Annotated in this window: 19 protein-coding genes; 5 read left to right on the top strand and 14 right to left on the bottom strand. The window is 68.9% G+C overall.

Translation table 11 applies throughout. The annotated features are described in order from the left end of the window. The first annotated feature begins 1 nt into the window (after position 1). From ACREYQ_RS00980 to ACREYQ_RS00960, 5 genes are all read left to right on the top strand, one after another. A complete protein-coding gene (locus ACREYQ_RS00980) occupies positions 2-1075 on the top strand; it encodes a CobW family GTP-binding protein (RefSeq protein ID WP_432258959.1) in 1074 nt (357 codons plus the stop codon). A gap of 660 nt (positions 1076-1735) precedes the next feature. After that, the gene (gene dksA / locus ACREYQ_RS00975; RefSeq protein ID WP_432258958.1) at positions 1736-2155 is read left to right on the top strand and encodes an RNA polymerase-binding protein DksA; all 420 of its coding nucleotides are present in this window, start codon (positions 1736-1738) and stop codon (positions 2153-2155) included. A gap of 249 nt (positions 2156-2404) precedes the next feature. Continuing rightward, positions 2405-3694, top strand: coding sequence for a GTP-binding protein (locus ACREYQ_RS00970; RefSeq protein ID WP_432258957.1), 1290 nt, complete (start codon positions 2405-2407; stop codon positions 3692-3694). Then, the gene (locus ACREYQ_RS00965; protein ID WP_432258956.1) at positions 3660-4085 is read left to right on the top strand and encodes a hypothetical protein; all 426 of its coding nucleotides are present in this window, start codon (positions 3660-3662) and stop codon (positions 4083-4085) included. Before ACREYQ_RS00970 ends, ACREYQ_RS00965 begins: the two co-directional genes overlap by 35 nt. Before the next feature lie 158 nt (positions 4086-4243). Continuing rightward, positions 4244-6439, top strand: coding sequence for a TonB-dependent receptor (locus tag ACREYQ_RS00960; RefSeq protein ID WP_432258955.1), 2196 nt, complete (start codon positions 4244-4246; stop codon positions 6437-6439). 202 nt (positions 6440-6641) lie between these two features. On the opposite strand, the gene ACREYQ_RS00955 is transcribed toward ACREYQ_RS00960, so the two are convergent. From ACREYQ_RS00955 to ACREYQ_RS00890, 14 genes are all read right to left on the bottom strand, one after another. Then, complete coding sequence (locus tag ACREYQ_RS00955; protein WP_432258954.1) at positions 6642-7571, bottom strand: MBL fold metallo-hydrolase; 930 nt, start codon at positions 7569-7571, stop codon at positions 6642-6644. After that, positions 7568-7828: a DUF1289 domain-containing protein gene (locus tag ACREYQ_RS00950; protein WP_010813277.1), complete on the bottom strand. Its 261-nt coding sequence runs from the start codon at positions 7826-7828 to the stop codon at positions 7568-7570. The genes ACREYQ_RS00955 and ACREYQ_RS00950 overlap by 4 nt, the downstream gene beginning before the upstream one ends. Before the next feature lie 10 nt (positions 7829-7838). Beyond that, a complete protein-coding gene (locus tag ACREYQ_RS00945; protein WP_432258953.1) occupies positions 7839-8267 on the bottom strand; it encodes a thioesterase family protein in 429 nt (142 codons plus the stop codon). Continuing rightward, entirely contained in the window at positions 8264-8764 is a 501-nt protein-coding gene (locus ACREYQ_RS00940) for a YbaK/EbsC family protein (protein ID WP_432258952.1), read from the bottom strand. The genes ACREYQ_RS00945 and ACREYQ_RS00940 overlap by 4 nt, the downstream gene beginning before the upstream one ends. Positions 8765-8805: 41 nt before the next feature. After that, positions 8806-9741, bottom strand: a complete 936-nt coding sequence (locus ACREYQ_RS00935; RefSeq protein WP_432258951.1) for a hydroxymethylglutaryl-CoA lyase — start codon at positions 9739-9741, stop codon at positions 8806-8808. Positions 9742-9778: 37 nt separating this feature from the next. After that, positions 9779-10720, bottom strand: a complete 942-nt coding sequence (locus tag ACREYQ_RS00930; protein WP_432258950.1) for a 2-hydroxyacid dehydrogenase — start codon at positions 10718-10720, stop codon at positions 9779-9781. An 88-nt stretch (positions 10721-10808) separates the two neighbouring features. Further along, complete coding sequence (locus ACREYQ_RS00925; protein WP_432258949.1) at positions 10809-12827, bottom strand: acetyl/propionyl/methylcrotonyl-CoA carboxylase subunit alpha; 2019 nt, start codon at positions 12825-12827, stop codon at positions 10809-10811. A gap of 72 nt (positions 12828-12899) precedes the next feature. Further along, positions 12900-13922 carry a biotin synthase BioB gene (gene bioB, locus ACREYQ_RS00920; RefSeq protein WP_432258948.1) on the bottom strand — a complete coding sequence of 341 codons (1023 nt, stop codon included), beginning with the start codon at positions 13920-13922 and terminating at the stop codon, positions 12900-12902. 18 nt (positions 13923-13940) lie between these two features. Then, entirely contained in the window at positions 13941-14678 is a 738-nt protein-coding gene (bioD, locus tag ACREYQ_RS00915) for a dethiobiotin synthase (RefSeq protein WP_432258947.1), read from the bottom strand. After that, on the bottom strand, positions 14675-15889 hold the full coding sequence (bioF, locus tag ACREYQ_RS00910; protein ID WP_432258946.1) for an 8-amino-7-oxononanoate synthase: 1215 nt from the start codon (positions 15887-15889) through the stop codon (positions 14675-14677). The genes bioD and bioF overlap by 4 nt, the downstream gene beginning before the upstream one ends. After that, positions 15879-17291, bottom strand: coding sequence for an adenosylmethionine--8-amino-7-oxononanoate transaminase (gene bioA / locus ACREYQ_RS00905; protein ID WP_432258945.1), 1413 nt, complete (start codon positions 17289-17291; stop codon positions 15879-15881). Before bioA ends, bioF begins: the two co-directional genes overlap by 11 nt. Before the next feature lie 411 nt (positions 17292-17702). After that, positions 17703-18491, bottom strand: a complete 789-nt coding sequence (locus ACREYQ_RS00900) for an enoyl-CoA hydratase/isomerase family protein (RefSeq protein WP_432258944.1) — start codon at positions 18489-18491, stop codon at positions 17703-17705. A 47-nt stretch (positions 18492-18538) separates the two neighbouring features. Further along, a complete protein-coding gene (locus ACREYQ_RS00895; protein WP_432258943.1) occupies positions 18539-19435 on the bottom strand; it encodes a dienelactone hydrolase family protein in 897 nt (298 codons plus the stop codon). Between the two features lie 31 nt (positions 19436-19466). Further along, positions 19467-21074, bottom strand: a complete 1608-nt coding sequence (locus ACREYQ_RS00890) for a carboxyl transferase domain-containing protein (protein WP_432258942.1) — start codon at positions 21072-21074, stop codon at positions 19467-19469. Positions 21075-21092: the final 18 nt, after the last annotated feature.

The following is a 21092-nucleotide window of genomic DNA, read 5'->3' as shown; positions in this document are numbered from 1 at the left end:
AATGTCCAAACTGATTCCGGTCACGATCCTGACCGGCTTCCTCGGCAGCGGCAAGACCACCCTGCTCAAGCGCATCCTGAACGAGCAGCACGGCATGAAGATCGCCGTCATCGAAAACGAGTTCGGCGAAGAGAACATCGACAACGAGATCCTGGTGCAGGACGGCCGCGAGCAGATCGTGCAGATGAGCAACGGCTGCATCTGCTGCACCATCCGCGGCGACCTGGTGCAGGCCCTGTCCACGCTGCTGACGCGCCGCGACGCCGGCGAGATCGGTTTTGACCGCGTGGTGATCGAGACCACCGGCGTGGCCAACCCGGGCCCGGTGGCGCAGACCTTCTTCATGGACGAGGAAATCGCCTCGCGCTACCTGCTCGACGCGGTAATCACGCTGGTCGATGCCAAGCACGCGCACCTGCAACTGGACCAGCAGGAAGAGGCGCAGCGCCAGGTGGGCTTTGCCGACGCCATCTTCATCACGAAGTCCGACCTGGTGACCGAAGCCGACGTGGCCGAGTTGCGCCACCGGCTGCTGCACATGAACCCGCGCGCGCCGATCCGCCTGGTCAACTTCGGCGAGGCGCCGATCGACACCATCTTCGACCTGCGCGGCTTCAACCTGAACGCCAAGCTGGAGATCGACCCGGAATTCCTGCGCGTCGACGAGCATGAGCACGATCATGACCATGAGCACGGCGAGCACTGCGGCGATGACTGCGGCCATGACCATGACCACGGCCATGGCCACGCGCACGACCATCACCATCACCACAACCATACCGACCGCATCGCGTCGTTCGTCTTCCGCAGCGACAAGCCCTTCCACTACGGCAAGCTGGAGGAATTCCTGTCCGGCATCCTGGCCGTGTATGGGGAAAAACTGTTGCGCTACAAGGGCGTACTATATATGGAGGGTGTGGACCGCAAAGTGGTGTTCCAGGGGGTCCACCAGCTGATGGGCAGCGATATCGGCGCCAAGTGGGATGACGAGACCCCGGGCACGCGCATGGTGTTCATCGGCGTGGACCTGCCCCGCGACGCCATCCTCAAGGGCCTGGAAAACTGCCTGGCCTGAGTGCGCCAGCCGCCCCATGGGCGGCGCCCCTCCAGACACCGCCTTGCGGCCGTCCCCCGTTCGGGGTACCGGGGAAATACCGAAGCGCCAGCCGGTTTTCCCCATATCTCGGAAAAATTTGTTCAAGTACAATAGGCCGGATTTGATACCGGTGGCGCACCTTTTTCCCGCTGCCAGTATCGCGTCCACTGAGCCAGATGGAATACGCACCCGCTGTGCTGTGCCTCGGGCGCGATTCACCTGGTTCAGTGGACTTGCAGGGCGGCGGTCGTCGTCAGCATGAGGCAGGCCGCCGGCAGGTGCGGTCGCAGTGCTTCGTGCGGAGACCGCCTGTTCCGCTTGGGGTGCCCCGACGCGCGCCGTCAATGACTGACGCGAGAGAGAGGTGTCCCCATGACAGCCGCAACGAAGACGAAAGAAAGCCGCAGCAAGACAGGTAGTGCCGCGGCAGAGACGCTCAAGGCGCAGCCTGTGAAGGCCGCGCCCGCTCCCCGCGGCAGTACGGCGAACGCCGAAGCGGGCGCAGCGAAGGGAGGCCCGCGAAGCAGCAAGACTGCAGCCAGCCAGAGTGAAACAACCGAGGCGCGCAAGCGCGCGGACAGCGCACCCGAGCGGACCCAGACGCCGCCGGCCGCATCAACAAGAGAATCAGCAGCAACCATGAGCAGCAACAAACTTCTGACTGAAGCTGAAATCCTGAAGATGAGCGACAAGGATTACATGAACGAAGCGCAGCTCGCCTTCTTCAAGCTCCGCCTTGAGCAGCTGCGCGACGATATCCTTAAGAACGCTGACCAGACCACGGAACACCTGCGCGAAACGGTCATCGTGCCGGATCCGGCCGACCGCGCCACCATCGAGGAAGAGCATGCGCTGGAACTGCGCACGCGCGACCGCGAGCGCAAGCTGCTGAAGAAGGTGGAGCAGTCGCTGCAGCGCATCGAGTCCGGCGACTACGGCTGGTGCGAGGAAACCGGCGAGCCGATCGGCGTGCCGCGCCTGCTGGCCCGTCCCACGGCCACGCTGTCGCTGGAAGCCCAGCAACGCCGCGAACTGCGCCAGAAGCTGTTCGGCGACTGAAGCGCCGGCGCGGCAGGCGTGACGTGACGGCCCGGGTACCCGGGCCGTTTGCTTTTGTGGGCGGGCGCGCCGCAGCAGGCCGCGCACGCTTTGTCGTGCCGCTGCCACGGCCTACCATTGAGACTCGTCCGGTTGTTGCCGACCCGGCCTTTCTGGTAAATTCGCAACTTTGTTGCAACAACGGGCCGCTGCCCCAGGGCGCGCCGTGCTGTGACCCCCTTAGCGTCTTAACCTTCCTGCTTTCCTGCCATGGCTGATCGCCTGCCCGTCACCGTGTTGTCCGGCTTCCCCGGCGCCGGCAAGACCACGCTGCTGAACCACCTGCTCGCGCATGGCGCCGGCGGCCGTGTCGGCGTGCTGGTCTGCGGCGCGCAGGATGGACAAACGCTGGCGCCGCTGCCGCCCGGCTGCGAGGCCACGGTGCTGCCGTCGGCCGAGGCGCTGCTCGCCGAAACCGCCCGGCTTGCCGCCGAAGGCCGCTTCGACGCCCTGCTGGTGGAAGCCGACGGCCTGGACGAGCCGCTGGCCATTGCCGAAGCTTTCCTGTTCGAGGCCGAGCACGGCGCCGGGCCCGAGGCGGCAGCGCAGGCAGACACACTGGTGACGGTGATCGATGCCGCCACCTTCCTGCACGACCTCAACGAGGCCGAGTTCCTGGCCGACCGCGGCCTGGCGCAGGGCCCGGACGATGACCGCACCGTGGCCGAAGTGCTGGTGGCGCAGGTCGAATGCTGCGACGTGATCGTGCTGAACAAGGCCGACCTCGCCAGCGCCGCCGACCTGGCGCGCCTGCGCGCCGTGCTGCAGGCGCTGAACCCGCGCGCCGATATCGTCGAGGCCAGCTTCGGCAAGGTGCCGCCCGAGCGCGTGCAGGGCACCGGCCGTTTCGACTTTGAAGCCGCTGCTGACGCGCCGGGCTGGCTTGCCGCGTTGCGCGGCGAAGTGCCGGCCGTGAGCGCCGACAGCGCCAGCGGCGTCTCCATGCTGGTCTACCGCCGCCGCCGCCCGTTCCACCCGCAGCGCTTCGCCGACCTGATCCATACCGAATGGCTGCGCGAGCATGGCAGCGTGCTGCGCTCCAGGGGCCTGTTCTGGCTGGCCAGCCGCATGGACACCGCGGGCGACTGGAACCAGTCGGGCGGCGTGTGCCGCCATGGCGGCGCCGGCGCGTGGTGGGCCGCGCTGGATCCGGCCGAATGGCCGGCCGACACCGCCGAGCGCGCCGAAGTGGAAGCCGATATGCAGATCGGCGGTGCCCCCGCGCCCTTCGGCGACCGCCGCCAGGAACTGGTGCTGACCGGCCTGGACCTGAACCAGGCAGCGCTGCAGGCCCGGCTCGACGCCTGCCTGCTGACCGATGCCGAGATGTCCGCGGGCGCGGCAGCCTGGGCCACCTATGCGGACCCCTTCCCCGGCTGGGTCGACGAATTCGACGACGACCACGATCATGCCCATGGCCACGACCATGGCGATGACTGTGGCTGCGGCGACCCCGGGCACGATCATGGCAACCACGGCCGCCATCCGCATGCGCACTGACTGGTTCGCCCGCCTGCGCGCGCACGGCCCGGGCCTCTGGTCCGCGCTGTGGCTGGCGCTGTGCCTGCTGCTGGCGCAGCATGCCGGGCTGACCCACCGCATCGTGCACGGCGGCCTGCTCGCGCCGGTAGCCTCCATGACAACGGCCGACGCCGCCTCGGCCAGCGACACCGACCCGCACCCGCTGGCGCAAAAGCTCAGCGGCCACTCGTGCGTGCTGTTCGACGGCGCCACCATTGCCGACACCCTGTGCGGCAAGCTGCCGTTGCCGCAGCTTGCCTTCGGCAAACCGGTCAAGCCGGCCAACCTGGCCTGGCGCTGGCCCGACCTGCCCGCTACCCACCCCTTCCAGTCGCGCGCGCCGCCGGCGCCGGCCATCGCCCTCGCCTGATCCGGGACGCGGCCCTCGCCGCGCCCCCGGCCTTACCAATTCCGAGCTGAACGCCTGCCCATTCCGGCTGCGCGGCCACGCCCATCGCGGGTGGCCGGCGCCGTGCCAGGCAGTGCCGTGCCAGCCGGGCCGATTGCGATTGCCTCGCTCCGCGCGCCATGTCGAAGAACCAGAAACACCGTTACACCGCACCCACCAGCGCACCGCGCCTGACCCCGCTGGCGGCCCTTGCCGCTTCCCTCACCGCCGCCATGGCGACAGCCTTGGTGGCGCCCGCCGCGCTGGCACAGACCGCCACGGCGCCTGCCACCGATACCGCACCCGCCGCGGCCACCGCCACACCGCCAGCCCCCGCCACGCTGCGCGAAGTCGTCGTCACCGCCAACCCGCTGGGCAGCGATCTCAATGACATGGTGGCGCCGGTATCCACCCTGGGCGGCGACGCCCTGGCCGTGCGCCAGGGCAGCACGCTGGGCGACACGCTCGACAAGCTGCCCGGAGTCTCGTCCAGCTATTTCGGCCCCAATGCCAACCGGCCGGTGATCCGCGGCCTGGACGGCGACCGCATCAAGGTGCTGCAGAACGGCGGCACCACGGTCGACGCCTCCACGCTGTCCTATGACCACGCCGTGCCGGTGGACCCGCTGGTGGCCGAGCGCATCGAGGTGGTGCGCGGCCCGGCGGCGCTGATGTACGGCGGCAACGCCATTGGCGGCGTGGTCAATGTGATCGACAACCGCATTCCCAAGGAGCCGATCGAAGGCATCGGCGGCGCAGTCGATGCCAGCGCCACCGCGGGCGGCGACCAGGCGCGCAACGCCAGCGCGCTGATCGAGGCCGGCAATGGCAGGTTCGCCGTGCATGCCGACGCCTTCGCGCGCAAGACCAGCGACCTGCGCATCCCCGGCTTTGCGCGCAGCGACCGCCTGCGCGCGGCCGAGCCGCTGCCCGCGGGCGAGAGCGAGGCCTATGGCCGCCTGCCCAACACCAGCGCACAGCAGGAAGGCGGCTCGATGGGTGGCTCCTACACCTGGGCCGACGGCTTTGTCGGCGCCAACTACAGCGCCTACCGCAACGAGTACGGCACGCCCGCCGAGGACGACGTGCGGCTGAAGATGCGCCAGGACCGCTTTGCCCTGGAAGGCGAAGCGCGCAACCTCGCCGGCACCACCGGCGGCTGGTTTGAATCGGTCAAGGGCAAGTTCAGCTACACCGACTACGAGCACCGGGAGATCGCGGACGGCGAGACCGGCACGGTCTTCAAGAACCGGGGCTGGGATGCGCGCGTCGAAGCCAGGCACGCGAAGATCGGCAACATGACCGGCGTGATCGGCACGCAGTTCGGCCATACCGACTTCTCGGCGCTGGGCGACGAAGCATTCGTGCCCAGCACCAACACCGACAATGCCGCGCTGTTCGTGTTCGAGGAACTGCCGCTGACGGCCTCGGGCGACCTCAAGCTGAACCTGGGCGGGCGCCTGGACCACAGCAGCGTCAAGGCCAGCGCCAACGGCAACGACCGTTTCACCGACGCCAGCCGCAGCTTCAACGCCACCAGCGCCTCGGCGGGCCTGCTCTACAAGGTCAACCCGCTGTGGTCGCTGACCAGCAACCTGTCGTACACCGAACGCGCGCCGACCTTCTACGAGCTGTATGCCAACGGCCCCCACGTGGCCACCGGCGCCTGGGAGCTGGGCGACCCCAACGCCAACAAGGAACGGGCCACCTCGATCGACCTGGGCATGCGCTTCAAGTCCGGTGCGCACAGCGCCGGCGTGTCGGGCTACTACAGCCGCTTTGCCAATTACCTGGCGCTGAACGCGACCGGCCGCGCGCGCGACGACGCGGGCGACGTGGTCGCCGCGGGCAGCCCGGGTGCGCTGCCGGAATTCCAGTACCTGGGCGTGCCGGCCACGCTGTACGGCTTCGAGGCGGAAGGCAAGACGCGGCTGCTGCAGAAAATGCTGACCACCAGCGACACGCTTGACTTCGAGGCGCGCGCCGATTACGTGCGCGGCGAGAACCGCAATACCGGCGAACCGCTGCCGCGCCTCGCGCCGCTGCGGCTGGGCGGCGCCCTGGTGTATGGTGCCGGCCCGTGGGGCGCGCGCGTCGACGTGACCTACGCCGCGAAACAGACCCGCGTGCCAAGCAACGACACGCCGACCGACGCCTATACGCTGCTGAGCCTGGCGCTGACCTACAAGTTCAAGGTGGCGGGCACGCAGACGCTGGTGTACCTGCGCGGCGACAACCTGACCAACCAGGATGCACGCAATGCAGCGTCGATCCTGCGGGATATCGCGCCGCTGGCCGGACGCAGCGTGAAGGTGGGGTTCAGGACGTCGTTCTGAGGGATACAAAGCGGCAACGCATGATGACCTCTGGCGTCATTTGCCGCCAACTGGGTGCCCCCTCTCCCGCTTGCGGGAGAGGGTTGGGGTGAGGGCGGGCGCGTCGACGAAGTCAGGCTTGTCGGTATGCCACCCCCTGCCCTCACCCCCTGCCCCTCTCCCGCACGCGGGAGAGGGGAGCAAACCGGCGGGGCACTAGCACTCAATCCCGGTTCACCACCCACTCCCCCTCCACCGCCAGCGCCTTCACTCCCGCCAGCGCGCGCACGGTCTGCGCGCAGATCTCGGCCATCGCCTGCCCCGGCATGAAGCGCTCGCGCATGCGCACCATCAGCGGCGCGGCCTCCATCCATGCCACCAGCGCCTCCTGCGTCATGCGCTGCTGTTCCAGCAGCTTGAATTTCACCAGCACCTTGACCGCATGGCTGGCATTGCGTGCGGGATCGGCGCTCAGGTAGCCCAGGCGCCCTCGCGCGCGTTCGAGCGCCGCCGCCACGTCGGTGAACATCCGGCCGTGGCCGGGAATCACCAGCCGCACGTCCAGTTGCGCGATGCGCTCCAGCACCGCCGCCTGCTCGGCAAAGCCGCTTTCGCCGTCGAGCTCGGGGAAGATCACGCCAAAGCCGTTCTCCCACAGCGCGTCGCCGGAAATCAGGATGCGCCCGGCCGGGGCGAACAGCATCACCGCGTGCGGGTCATGGCCGGGGGCGGCCACCACTTGCCAGTCCATGCCGCCCAGGCGCAGCGTGTCGCCGTCGTTCAGCACGCTGTCGAAGGTGAAACGGTCGCACTCCTGGCCGGTGGCCTTGTAGCTGAGCGCCTCCGTATCCCACGCGGCAACGGCTGCGGCCTCGGCCGCGGGGATCGCGGTGCGCGGCTGCCAGCGCGCCTGCAGCGCGGCGTTGCCGCCGCAGTGGTCGGAGTGCAGATGGGTATTGATCACGCGCGCGAGCGGCCGGCCCTGCAGGGCCGCCGCCACCAGCGTTACCGTCTGCGGCGCGTGGGTGACGTAGCCGGTGTCGACCAGCGCCGTATCGTCGCCATCGGCAAACAGGATATTGTTGGCCGACAGCCAGCCGCGCTCGAACACGCGCATGGTGGCCGGCAACCGCGGGACCGGTGGTTCGCTCAAGGGGATGCCTCCTCGCCCGCGAGCCAAGCGGCGCGCTGCGGCAGTTGCGCCCACACGTGGCGCTTGTCTTCGTCGCTGGCCGAGGACCAGCCGGCGATTTCGTCGATCGTGCGCAGGCAACCTGCGCAGTAGCCGCTGAACGGGTCCATGTGGCAAATGTTGCGGCACGGCGAAGGCACAGGCGACGCGCGCAGCGCGAGGTCGGCTTGCGCCGCCAGTTCAGCCGCGGAAGGGACGGGCGTGGGCATGGTGGCCATCGGACAGCGCTCAGCCTGCCGCGCGCGCGGCCTTGGCCGCCACCTTCTCATTGAAGCGGCCGGCGTCGATCAGGTGGCGCTCGTGCACGCCCTCGGAGATCTTGTCCTCGCCGTCCCATGCGCTCAGCTGGAAGCGCAGGCGGCGCCCGTCCACCTCGACCAGTTCGCCCCTGACCGTCACCGTCATGCCCGGCGGCGTCGGCGCGAGGTGCGAAAAGCTGACCAGCGTGCCAAGCGACTGCTCGCGCGGCCAGTCCAGGTGTTCGCGCAGCATCTGCAGGCAGGCGCACTCCATGATGCCGACCAGATAGCCGGTGGCCAGCACGTCGGGCATCTCGGGGCAGCCCGGGATATCGTCGTACAGGCGCGGCACCGTGGCCTTGGGCGGCACCGTGTACTGCCAGCTGAAGGTCAGGCCGGGGCGCAGGTCCGGGCTCATGCTGCCGATCCTGCCGCGACGTCGGCCACTTCCGCGCCGGTCATCTGCTGCAGCTGGTGCGGCGTCAGGTTGAACACGGCATGCGGATGGCCGGCGGCAGCCCACAGGCTCTCGTACTGGAACAGGTCCTGGTCCAGCAGCATCACCGGCGCCACCGCATGGCCGATCGGGCACACGCCGCCGATGGCATAGCCGGTCTTCTCGCGCACGAAGCGCGCATCGGCCTTGCCCAACGCGCCCACGCGCGCGGCCACCTTGGACTCGTCTACACGGTTGCTGCCGCTGGCGATCACCAGCACCGGCGCATCGTCGGCCACGCGCCGGAAGATAATGGACTTGGCGATCTCCGCCACGCTGCAGCCCAGCCCCGCCGCGGCCTCGGCCGAGGTCTTGCCGGTGGCCGGCAGCATCACCACGGGCCGGTCGTGGCCGAGTCCGGCCAGCAGGTCCGCCACGCGCTGCGCGGATTCGGGCAGCGCTTCGTCCTTCACCGTCATGCGTTTTTCTCCTTGTTCCGTGGCCCGCGCCTGGTACGCACTCACGCACAGGCAGGCGCCGCATCGCTGGCGGCCGCCCATTTGGTCAGCAGGGCCTTGCCCACGCGCGAGCTGTTGGCACGGCCAAGCGCCTGCGAGATGTAGTCGCCGGTGCGCACCACCGCCTCCAGGTCGATCCCGGTGTGGATGCCCATGCCGTGCAGCATGTACAGCACGTCTTCGGTCGCCACGTTGCCGGTCGCGCCCTTGGCGTACGGGCAACCGCCCAGCCCCGCCACCGACGCATGGAAGATCGAGACGCCCACTTCCAGGCTGGCCAGGATATTGGACAGCGCCTGCCCGTAGGTATCGTGGAAATGGCCCGACAGGCGGTCCAGCGCAAATTCCGCCGCCGCGGCGCGCATCACTTCCTGCACACGCACGGGGGTGCCCACGCCGATGGTGTCGGCGATATCGATCTCGTCGCAACCCAGCTCGCGCATGCGCCGTACCACGTCGACCACCGCATGCACCGGCACCTCGCCCTGGTACGGGCAGCCCAGCGCGCACGAGATGCTGCCGCGCAGGCGCACACCCTTTTCCCTGGCGGCGGCGGCCACCGGCGCAAAGCGCGCGATCGATTCGGCGATCGAGCAATTGATGTTCTTCTGCGAAAACGCCTCGCTGGCCGCGCCGAAGATCACCACCTCGTCGGCACCAGCGTCGATCGCGCCTTCGAATCCCTTCATGTTCGGCGTCAGCGCCGAGTACAGCGTACCCGCGCGGCGCTGGATGCGCGCCATCACCTCGGCGCCATCGGCCATCTGCGGCACCCACTTGGGCGACACGAACGACGCGGCCTCGATATTGACGAAACCGGCATCGGTGAGCTGGTTGATCAGCGCCACCTTGACCTCGGTCGGCACCATCGCCTTCTCGTTCTGCAGGCCGTCGCGCGGGCCGACTTCAACGATCTTCACGTAGTTCGGCATGGTCATGGCTGTCTCCTGTGTTGGTTCGTTCCGGTCGGGGCGCTCAGTAGCCCCGCTGCACATCGACCACGCCCGCGATCGGCTGGCCCGCGCGCAACGCACGGATCTTGCCGGCGATCTGCGTGATGCTGTCCTCGCGCAGCGTGAGCGCCGAGATATGCGGCGTGATGGTGATGCGCGGCTCCTGCCAGAACGGGTGTTCGGCGGGCAACGGCTCAGTGCGGAATACGTCGAGCGTGGCGCCGCCGACCTGCCCCGACTGCACCGCGGCAAGCAGGTCTTCCTCGACCAGGTGCTGCCCGCGCGCGACATTGATCACATACGCGCCCCGCGCCAGCCGCGCGAACAGCCCGGCGTTGAGGATGTTCTCGGTCTGCGGCGTCAGCGGCAGCACATTGACCAGCACGCGCAGGCCGTCGAGGAACGGCGCCTGCCCGGCATCGCCATAAAAGCCGCTCACGCCCTCGATCACCCGCGCGGTGCGGCTCCAGCCACGCACCGGGAAGCCAAAGCCCGCCAGCGTGCGGGCGATATGCGTGCCGAGCGTGCCCACCCCCATCACGCCGACGGTGAAGTCGGCGCGGCGATGCGGCTTGAGGAACTTCCAGTTGCCCGCGCGCTGCTGGGCCTCGTAGGCATCGAGCTTGCGGAAATAGCGCAGCACCGCATGGGCGACGTACTCCGCCATCTGCGCGGCCATGCCGGCATCGTCCAGCCGCACGATCGGCACGCCTGCAGGCAAGGCATCCGGCGCCTCATCGCGCAGGCGCAGGATGCCGTCGACCCCGGCGCCCAGGTTGAAGACCGCCTTCAGGTCGGACCGGCCACGCAGCATCTCCACGGGCGGGCGCCAGACCACGGCGTAATCGGCCGGTTCGCCACGGCTGTCCTCCCACGTCGCGCACCGGGCTTCGGGCAGTGCCTCGGCGAAGCCTGCGATCCAGGGATCGTAGCGGCCATCGGGGACGTACAACTGCAACTTCATTTTGTCTCCAGGGGAATTCTGGTGGGGTGAAAAGGGTATTTTGGCAGAGCCGCACACCGACCGCATGGCGACAAGCCAAAACCCGCCCCTACTTCCCCTCGAACGCCAGAAGCTGCGCCCCCTCCGCCACCTGCTCCCCAACCCCGAAAAGCACCTCACTCACCACACCATCCACCGGCGCACTGATGGTGTGCTCCATCTTCATCGCCTCCATCACCAGCAACGGCGTCCCGCGCGTGACCGCGCAGCCAGCCTCGACCATCACCGCAATCACCTTCCCGGGCATTGGCGCAGTCAGCTTGCCGCCCTCGCTTTCGGCCTCGCCGGCATGCGCGAGCGGATCGAGCCACGCCAGGCTCACATGCCGCCCGGCATAGAAGACGTGAAAGCTTTCGCCATCCGCATGCACCTGCCCATGCGCGCGCCGCGTGCCGAGGTTGATACGGATATCGTCGGCCTGGCAGGTACAGGCAAAAGGCGTGGCCTGGTCCGCATAGATCAGCGTGCTGCCGCGTTCGTTGGTGTTCAACGTCACGTCGAGCACGTGATCGCCATAGCCGAACCGCAGCGTACGCGACACGCCGCCATTCAGCCGCCACGCCCCGCCATGGGTCCACGGCGAATGCTGGTCGGCGGCGTCGATGCGGCGCTCGCGCGTCTCGCGGTCCAGCAGCGCCGCCACCGCCAGCGCGATGATCTCCATGCCGACCGGCGCCGGCGGCGGGAACAGGACCTTCTCGTTGCGCTCGATCAGGCCGGTGTCAAGATCCGCCGTGCGGAAGGCTTCAGACGACACCAGTCGCTGCAGGAAGGCCACGTTGGTCGACAGCCCAACCACGTGGTAGGCCGCCAATGCCTGACGCATGCGCGCGAGCGCCTCGTCGCGATCCTTGCCCCACACGATCAGCTTGGCGATCATCGGGTCGTAGAACGGGCTGATGGTGTCGCCCTCGCGCACGCCGGCGTCGATGCGGATGCCGGCGGGGCCATGCGCATCGCCGCCACGCATGAACTGCACCGCCGGGGGCGTGCGCAGGAAGCGCAGCGTGCCGGTGGACGGCAGGAACTGCTTGTCGGGGTTCTCGGCGTAGATACGCGCTTCCAGCGCATGGCCGTCGATGCGCAATTGCTCCTGCGCGAGCGGCAGCGCTTCACCGGCGGCGACGCGCAGCTGCCATTCGACCAGGTCCTGCCCGGTGATCATCTCTGTGACCGGATGCTCAACCTGCAGGCGCGTGTTCATCTCCATGAAATAGAACGAACCGTCCTGGTTGGCGATGAACTCGACCGTGCCTGCACCGACATAGCCCACCGCCTTGGCGGCGGCGACGGCCGCTTCGCCCATGGCGCGGCGGCGCTCGTCCGTCATGCCCGGCGCCGGGGCTTCTTCCAGCACCTTCTGGTGGCGCCGCTGCACCGAGCAGTCGCGCTCGAACAGGTAGACGCAGTTGCCGTGGGTATCGGCGAACACCTGGATCTCGATATGGCGCGGGCGCGTCAGGTACTTCTCCACCAGCACCTTGTCGTCGCCGAAGCTGGCCGACGCCTCGCGCTTGACCGAGGCCAGCGCGGCCTCGAAGCCATCGCCCGACTCGACCACGCGCATGCCCTTGCCGCCGCCGCCCGCGCTGGCCTTGAGCAGCACCGGATAGCCAATGCGGTCGGCCTCGCGGCGCAGCAGCGCCGGATCCTGGTCCTCGCCGTGGTAGCCCGGCACCAGCGGCACCGCGGCCTTCTCCATCAACTGCTTGGCCGCGCTCTTGCTGCCCATCGCGTGGATGGCCGACGCGGGCGGGCCGATGAAGACCAGCCCCGCCGCGGCGCAGGCCTCGGCAAAGGCTTCGTTCTCGGACAGGAAGCCGTAGCCCGGGTGGATGGCCTGGGCGCCGGTCTCCTTCGCCATCTCGATGATGTGGTCGGCGCGCAGGTAGCTGTCGCGCGCGGCCGCGCCGCCGATATGCACGGCCTCGTCGCAGAAGGCGACGTGCCGCGCCTCGGCGTCGGCATCCGAATACACCCCGACGGTGCGGATGCCGAGCCGGCGGCAGGTGGCGGCCACGCGGCAGGCGATCTCGCCACGGTTTGCGATCAGGATCTTGCTGAACATCGCTCCCTCCTTGTTATCCCTGTTATCGGGATCTTACGGCGGCGAGCTGTCCAACGGGTCATTTCCGCATCGTTATCCCGCGTAACCCTCTGCGCGGATGTCGAGACGGGCCAGCAGGGCGCGATCGCGGTCGGCCTGCGGGTTGCCGGTGGTCAGCAGCTTTTCGCCGTAGAAAATGGAATTGGCGCCAGCCATGAAGCACAGCGCCTGCAACGCTTCGTCCATGGCCTCGCGGCCGGCGGACAGGCGCACCATGGCGCGCGGCATGGTGATGCGTGCCACGGCGATGGTGCGGACGAACTCGAACGGGTCCAGCGCCTCGGTGCCCGCCAGCGGCGTGCCCTCGACCTGCACCAGGTTGTTGATGGGCACCGACTCCGGATACGGGTCCATATTGGCGAGCTGCGCGATCAGGCCGGCGCGCGCTTCGCGCGATTCGCCCATGCCCACGATGCCGCCGCAACAGACGTTGATGCCGGCGTCGCGCACATGGCCGATGGTGTCCAGCCGGTCCTGGTAGGTGCGCGTGGTGATGATCTTGCCGTAGAACTCGGGCGAGGTATCCAGGTTGTGGTTGTAGTAGTCCAGCCCGGCATCCTTCAACTGTTGCGCCTGCTCGGCCTTGAGCATGCCCAGCGTGACGCAGGTCTCCAGGCCCATGGCCTTCACTTCGCGCACCATGTCCATCACCGGCTCCAGGTGGCGGTCCTTGGGGCTGCGCCAGGCGGCGCCCATGCAGAAGCGCGTGGCGCCGTTGGCCTTGGCCGCGCGCGCGGCGTCCAGCACTTCGTCCAGCGCCATCAGCTTCTCGGCTTTCACGCCGGCGTCGTGGTGCGCGCTCTGCGGGCAGTAGCCGCAATCCTCTTCGCAGCCGCCGGTCTTGATCGACAGCAGCGTGGACAGCTGCACGGTGTTGGCGTCGAAGTTCTCGCGGTGCACCTGCTGCGCGCGGAACAGCAGGTCGTTGAACGGCAGCGCGAACAGCGCGGCGACGTCATCGACGCGCCAGGCGGCATCCTCGGGCAGGGCATGCTGGCGCGCGGTCTGGCGCAGCGATTCGGCGGAGATGGTGGTAACGGTGTGAGCTTGGGTCATGATCAGTGGGATTCTGGTTCAGGCAGCAAGGCCGGCGGCCTCGGCCTGGTATTGGGTGGTGGCGGCGAACAGCGGCGCCAGGTCGAGCCGGTCCGCGGCGGCGGCAGGCGCCAGTTGCCAGGGCAATTCGCCCAGGCAAGGCGCGTCCAGCGACGCGTGCAGCGTGGCGATGTTCTCGTCGGCCAGCAGCATGTCCGGGTCGACCCGGTTGGCGATCCAGCCGGCCAGCGGCAGGCCGCGCGCGCGGATGGCTTCGGCGGTCAGCACGGCGTGGTTCAGGCAGCCAAGCCGGATGCCGACCACCATCACCACCGGCACCGCCAGCATCACCGCGAGGTCGGCGGTGTTCCAGCGCACGGCGCCGGCGTCCAGCGGCACGTTGAAGCCGCCCACGCCCTCCACCACCACGGCATCGGCCTGGCGGCGCAGCGCGTCGAAGGCCATGCGGATCGGCGCGCGCGTGATGCGCACGCCCTCGTGCGCGGCGGCCAGGTGCGGCGAGCACGGCGTGCGCAGCAGGAACGGGCAGGTCTGCCCCAGCGGCACCGCCACCGAGCTGGCGGCGCGCAGCTGCGCCACGTCGTCGTTGTGCCAGTGGCCGTCGCGCCACTCACTGCCGCTGGCCACGGGCTTCATGCCCGCGGTGCGGCAGCCGGCGGCATGGAGCGCGTGCAGCAGCGTGGCGCTGGCGTGGGTCTTGCCGATGCCGGTATCGGTGCCGGTGACAAAGCAGGCGAAAGGCTGGCGCGTGCTCATGCGGCCTCCTGCTGCGCCACCGCGGCGCTCAGTGCATCCAGCAGGCGCCGCACATCCGCCTCGGTGTGCGACGCCGACAGCGTGATGCGCAGCCGCGCGGTGCCCTCGGGCACGGTCGGCGGCCGGATCGCGCCGACGCGGATGCCATCCGCCTCCAGCGCGGCCGACAGCGCCAGCGACGCGCCGTTGTCGCCGACGATCAGCGGCTGGATCGCGGTCTCGCTGTCGCCCAGCGTCCAGCCCGCCGTCGTGGCGAGCCGGGCCAGCCCCTTGCGCAGCATGGCGATGCAGCGCGCCAGTTGCGCGCGGCGCTGCCGGCCCTCCTCGCCTTCGATGATGGCCAGGCTGGCCAGCAGCGCATGCGCGACCGCCGGCGGCGCGGCCGTGGTGTAGATATAGGGCCGCGCAGTGTTGACCAGGTGTTCGATGATGGTCTCGTGCGCGGCAACGAAGGCGCCCGCCACACCCGCGGCCTTGCCGAGCGTGCCGATATAGATGAAGCGCTCGGACGACAGGCCCAGCGCCTCGAGCGCGCCGTGGCCCTGCTCGCCCAGCACGCCGAAGCCGTGCGCATCATCGACGATGATCCACGCGTCATGGCGCTCGGCCAGTTCCAGCAGCTTGCGCAGCGGCGCGACATCGCCGTCCATGCTGAACACGCTGTCGGTCACGATCAGCTTGCGTTCGCTGGTGCTGGACGCCAGCAGCGCTTCCAGCGCGGCGGCATCGCAATGCGGGTAGCGCTGCACGTCGGCGCGCGCCAGCCGGGCGCCATCGATCAGCGAGGCATGGTTGAGCGATTCGCAGAACAGCGTCGCGCCCGCCGTGCCCAGCGCGGTCAGCACCGCCATGTTGGCCATGTAGCCGGTGCAGAAATACAGCGTGCGCGCCTGCGGGATATGGGGCGCGAGCCAGCGCGCCAGCTCGGTCTCCAGCTGCGCGTGCGCGAGCGAATGGCCGCTGACGAGGTGCGAGGCACCGCTGCCCGCGCCGTAGCGCTGCGCGCCTTCCACCAGCGCGGCGATCACGTCCGGGTGGCTGGCCAGCCCCATGTAGTCGTTGCTGCAGAAGGTCAGGAGCGATTCCGGCCCGGACCCGTCCTCGCCGACGGCCTGGTGTGGCGCGCAGGCGGTGTGCGCGATGCGGCGGCGGCGCGTCAGGGCCAGCGCGTGGCGCTGTTCGGCGGCCTGCTTCAGTTGTTCAAGCAGCATGGCGTACCTCCCCGCTCGTGTTCATATCGGTAGTCACATCGTCGAGCGTGGCCAGCAATTGCTCGCCCAGCCAGCGCGCCTGTGCGGCATCGAAGATATAGGGCGGCATCACATACAGCGTATTGCCGATCGGGCGCACCAGCAGCTCGCGCTCGCGCGCGGCGTGGTGGAAGCGCGCGGCAAAGTCGGCGCCGGCAACGTCATCGCGCACATCCGCGGCCCAGATCAGCCCGCGCTGGCGCACCTGCCCCAGGCGCGCGTCAGCGGCCAGCGCTGCCATGCCGTCGGCGAGCCAGTGCGCGCGCTCGCGGTTGCGCGCGAGCACGTCGTCCTGCGCGAACAGGTCCAGCGTGGCCAGCGCGGCGCGGCAGGCCAGCGGGTTGCCGGTGTACGAATGCGAATGCAGGAAGCTGCGCGCCAGTTCGTCGGCGACGAAGGCGCCCTGGATTTCCGGGCGCGACAGCACCAGCGACAGCGGCAGGTAGCCGCCGCTGATGCCCTTGGACAGGCACAGGAAGTCGGGCCACAGGTGCGCAGGCAACGGGGCTTCGTCGCCGCGCGACTGCTCCCACGCGAAGAAGGTGCCGGTGCGCCCGCAACCGACCGCGATCTCGTCGGCGATCAGGTGGACGCGGTAGCGGTCGCACAGTGCGCGCGCGCCGTCGAGATACGACGGGTCATGCATCGCCATGCCGGCGGCGCCCTGCACCAGCGGCTCGACGATCAGCGCGGCGATCTGGCCGGCGCGCTCGCGCAGCAGCGTTTCCAGCTCGGCCAGGGCGCGGGCAGCCACGTCCGCAGCGGATTCGCCGGGCGCGGCCTGGCGTGCGTCCGGCGACATCACCACATGCGCGCGGCGGATCAGCGGATCGTAGGCATCGCGGAAGACTTCCACATCGGTCACCGCCAGCGCGCCCACGGTCTCGCCGTGGTAGCCGTGGCGCAGGCAGACGAACTCGCGCTTGGCCGGCAGGCCGGTGTTGCGCCAGTAATGGAAGCTCATCTTCAGCGCGATCTCGACCGCCGAGGCGCCGTCCGAGGCGTAGAAGACATTGCCGAGCGCGCCGCCGGTCAGCGCCGACAGGCGCTCGGCCAGCTCCACCGCCGGGGCGTGGGTGCAGCCGGCGAGCATCACGTGCTCAAGCGTCTCCAGCTGCTTTGCCAGCGCGGCGTTGATGCGCGGATTGGCATGGCCGAACAGGTTGACCCACCACGAGCTGGTGGCGTCGAAATAGCGGCGGCCGCCGGCATCGTGCAGCCACGGGCCAACGCCTCGCACAATCGCCAGCGGCACCGCATCGTCGTCGGGACGCAGGCGCGTGCAGGGGTGCCAGACGGCGTTGCGGCTGCGTTGGCCAAGTGCCGGCGCGCCGCTGCCTGGGGAAAGGGACAGGTGATCCAAGATAGCCCTCCTTTGTTGACCGTCCGCGCGGGCGCCGCTGCCGGCGAGGCCGGGCAGTGCGATGGTGGCGGACAGGTTTGGGAGGGTCATGTTAGGAAGGTATCTTCCAGGATGGCAATGACGGTGGGATTTCCAGGTTACCGGCGTATTAGCGTAACTTGGCGGACGTTATCGGGATGAAGCCTTGTTCTTGTCGCTAGCGTGCTGCGATCTCCACGCAAAGTCTTTTTTCCGTGCGGTGTGCTGCCCCATGCTGCTGCGGAGCTCCCTCTCCCGCGTGCGGGAGAGGGCTGGGGTGAGGGCCGGAGCATCAACGAAGTGAAGCGTGTCAGTCTGCCAGTGCCTGCCCTCACCCCCGGCCCCTCTCCCGCGCGCGGGAGAGGGGAGAAAACCAGCGGCGAGCCAGAGACATCAAGCCGGCCGCCACGACGGCGAGCGCTTCTCCAGGAACGACTTCACCCCTTCACGCCCCTCGTCCGACGCCCGGATCTTCGCAATCCGGTCCGCGGTATCGGCCAGCAGATCGTTGTCGATCACGCGCCCCGAGATGTCCTGCACCAACCGCTTGCTCTCTCGCACGGCATTCGGGCTGTTGGCCACCAGCGCGGTCGCCAGTTCGGCGACCTTGGCGTCCAGGGCTTCGGCCGGCACCACCGTGTGCACAAAGCCCAGCCGCAGCGCCTCGGCCGCGTCGAAGCGTTCGGCGGTGATGAAGTAGCGGCGCGCGGCCTGCTCGCCCATCGCGCGGATCACATACGGGCTGATGGTGGCGGGCAGCAGGCCCAGGCGCGCTTCCGACAGGCAGAAGTGCGCGTGCTCGGCGGCCACCGCGATATCGCAGGCGGCCACCAGGCCCATGCCGCCGGCGTAGGTGTCGCCCTGGATGCGCGCAATCACCGGGCGCGGGCACGACCAGATGGTGTGCAGCATCTGCGCCAGCGTCAGCGCATCGGCGCGGTTCTGGTCGTCGGAGTAGCCGGCCATCTTCTTCATCCAGTTCAGGTCGGCGCCGGCGCAGAAGGCCGGGCCGTTGCCGGCCAGCACGATGGCGCGCACCTCGTCCATGTCGCCGAGCGCGCGGAAGGCGCCGGTCAGCTCGGCAATCACGGTCTCGTTGAAGGCGTTGCGCACATCGGGCCGGTTCAGCGTGACGGTGGCAACGTGGCTGGCGATATTGACGGTCAGGGCAGTGAAATCCATGGTTCGCTCCGTTGGCGGATAGTTGTGTGGTGCGGTTCAGGTGTCGCTCAGGTGCCAGTGTCGAATGGAAGCCCCAGCGCGCGGAAGAAATTGCCGACCTCCGGCAGCCACACCGGGATGCCTTCGCGCGCGCTGAACAGGCGGTGCGAGTCCGCGCCGAACTCGCCCACGTCGATCAGCCTGGCTTTGGCGGCGGGGCCGGTGGCGCGCGCCTTGAAGGCGTTGAACATGCGGCCCGGCAACGGCACCGGCCAGTAGCTGTCGTTGTCGCCGTAGACCCACAGCGACGGGTAGCGCGCCAGGCTGCCGTAGTTGCCGAAGGCATCGACCAGGCGCTCTTCCCAGTCCGGGCAGTTCAGGTTGCGCAGCCCGCCGGCAAAGTTAACCACGCCCCGTACCCCCGGATAGCCGATGGTGCTGAAGGCCATCGTGGTCAGCCCGCCATGCGACTGGCCGATCACGACAATGCGCTCCATGTCCACATAGGGCAGCGTGGCCATGAAGTCGAGCGTGGCGACGACATCGTCGGCCTGCATCATGCCGTTGGTCTCGATGTCGCAACTGCCGCCCACGTAGGCGCCGCCCGAGCGCGCAAAGCCCTGCCGCATCGGCAGCACCACCACGTAGCCGCGGCGCAGGAATTCCACGCTCTGCGCCGGAAAGCGCGCGCGCCCCTGCATGCCGGGCCGGCCCGGGGCCTTGCCGTGGTTGATCACCACCAGCGGAAACGGCCCTTCGCCGGCCGGCTTGAATACGGTGGCCTCCAGGTCGATGCGCGACGGGATCGCCGCCTTGGGCAGCATCACCACCTGCTCCTGGAAGCGCAAGCGCGGCGCCGCGTGGCCGTTGCCGTTCGCCGTCTGCGCATGCCCGCACAGCGGCGCCAGCATGGCTAGCGCCGTGACCAGGGCGAGGCTGCGAAGCAGGCGGGCGGCGCTGCGCATGGGGTGGAAGGCAGTAATGGCGTGGCCGGGATTACATGCGGAACACGCCGAACTTCATGTCGTCGATCGGCGCATTGAGGCTGGCCGACAAGCCCAGCCCCAGCACCGTGCGCGTCTGGGCCGGGTCGATCACGCCGTCGTCCCACAAGCGCGCGCTGGCGTAGTACGGATGCCCCTGGTGCTCATACTGGTCGCGGATCGGCTGCTTGAAGGCTTCTTCCTCCTCCGCACTCCACTTGCCGCCCTTGCCCTCGATACCATCCCGGCGCACCGTGGCCAGCACGCTCGCGGCCTGCTCGCCGCCCATCACCGAGATGCGCGCGTTCGGCCACATCCACAGAAAGCGCGGCGAATACGCGCGCCCGCACATGCCGTAGTTGCCCGCGCCGAACGAGCCGCCGATGATCACCGTGAACTTGGGCACCTGCGCCGTGGCCACCGCGGTCACCATCTTGGCGCCGTTGCGGGCGATGCCTTCGTTCTCGTACTTGCGGCCCACCATGAAGCCGGTGATGTTCTGCAGGAACACCAGCGGGATCTTGCGCTGGCAGCACAGCTCGATGAAGTGCGCGCCCTTGAGCGCGGACTCCGAGAACAGGATGCCGTTGTTGGCAATGATGCCGACCGGGTAGCCCCAGATGCGCGCGAAGCCGCACACCAGCGTGGTGCCGTAGCGCGCCTTGAACTCGTCGAACTCGGAGCCGTCGACGATGCGCGCGATCACCTCGCGCACGTCGTAGGGCTTGCGCGTGTCGGTGGGGATCACGCCGTACAGCTCCTGCACCGGGTACAGCGGTTCCACCGGCTCGTGCAGGCGGATCTGGTCCGGCTTGCGGCGGTTCAGGTGCTGCACGATATTGCGCGCCAGGCTCAGCGCATGGTGGTCGTTCTGCGCGAAGTAGTCGGCCACGCCGGACAGGCGGGTATGCACGTCGGCGCCGCCCAGGTCCTCGGCGCTGACTTCCTCGCCGGTAGCGGCCTTCACCAGCGGCGGGCCGCCCAGGAAGATGGTGCCCTGGTTCTTGACGATGATGGACTCGTCGCTCATCGCCGGCACATAGGCGCCGCCCGCGGTGCAGGAGCCCATCACCACCGCGATCTGCGGGATGCCCTGCCTGGACAGGTTGGCCTGGTTGTAGAAGATGCGGCCGAAGTGGTCGCGGTCGGGGAACACGTCGTCCTGGTTGGGCAGGTTGGCGCCGCCGGAATCCACCAGGTAGATGCACGGCAGGTTGTTCTGCTCGGCGATCTCCTGCGCGCGCACATGCTTCTTCACCGTCAGCGGGTAGTAGGTGCCGCCCTTGACGGTGGCGTCGTTGCAGACGATCACGCATTCCTGGCCGGCCACGCGGCCGATGCCGGTGATGATGCCGGCGCCGGGCGCGGCATTGTCGTACATGTCGTACGCGGCCAGCTGCGACAGCTCCAGGAACGGCGTGCCCGGATCGAGCAGTTGCTGCACGCGCTCGCGCGGCAGCAGCTTGCCGCGCGACAGGTGCTTGTTGCGCGCGTCTTCGCCGCCGCCTTCGGCCAGCTTCGCGATCCTGGCCTTGAGGTCGGTCACCAGGGCCTGCATCGCCTCGGCGTTGGCCTTGAAGGATTCCGAGCGGGCATTGAGTTTGGTTTCCAGCGTAGGCATCTCGGTCTTCCTGCTAGA

The organism is Cupriavidus sp. TMH.W2, from assembly GCF_050847365.1.
GTDB lineage: Bacteria > Pseudomonadota > Gammaproteobacteria > Burkholderiales > Burkholderiaceae > Cupriavidus.
This window is presented reverse-complemented; position numbering and strand designations above follow the sequence as displayed.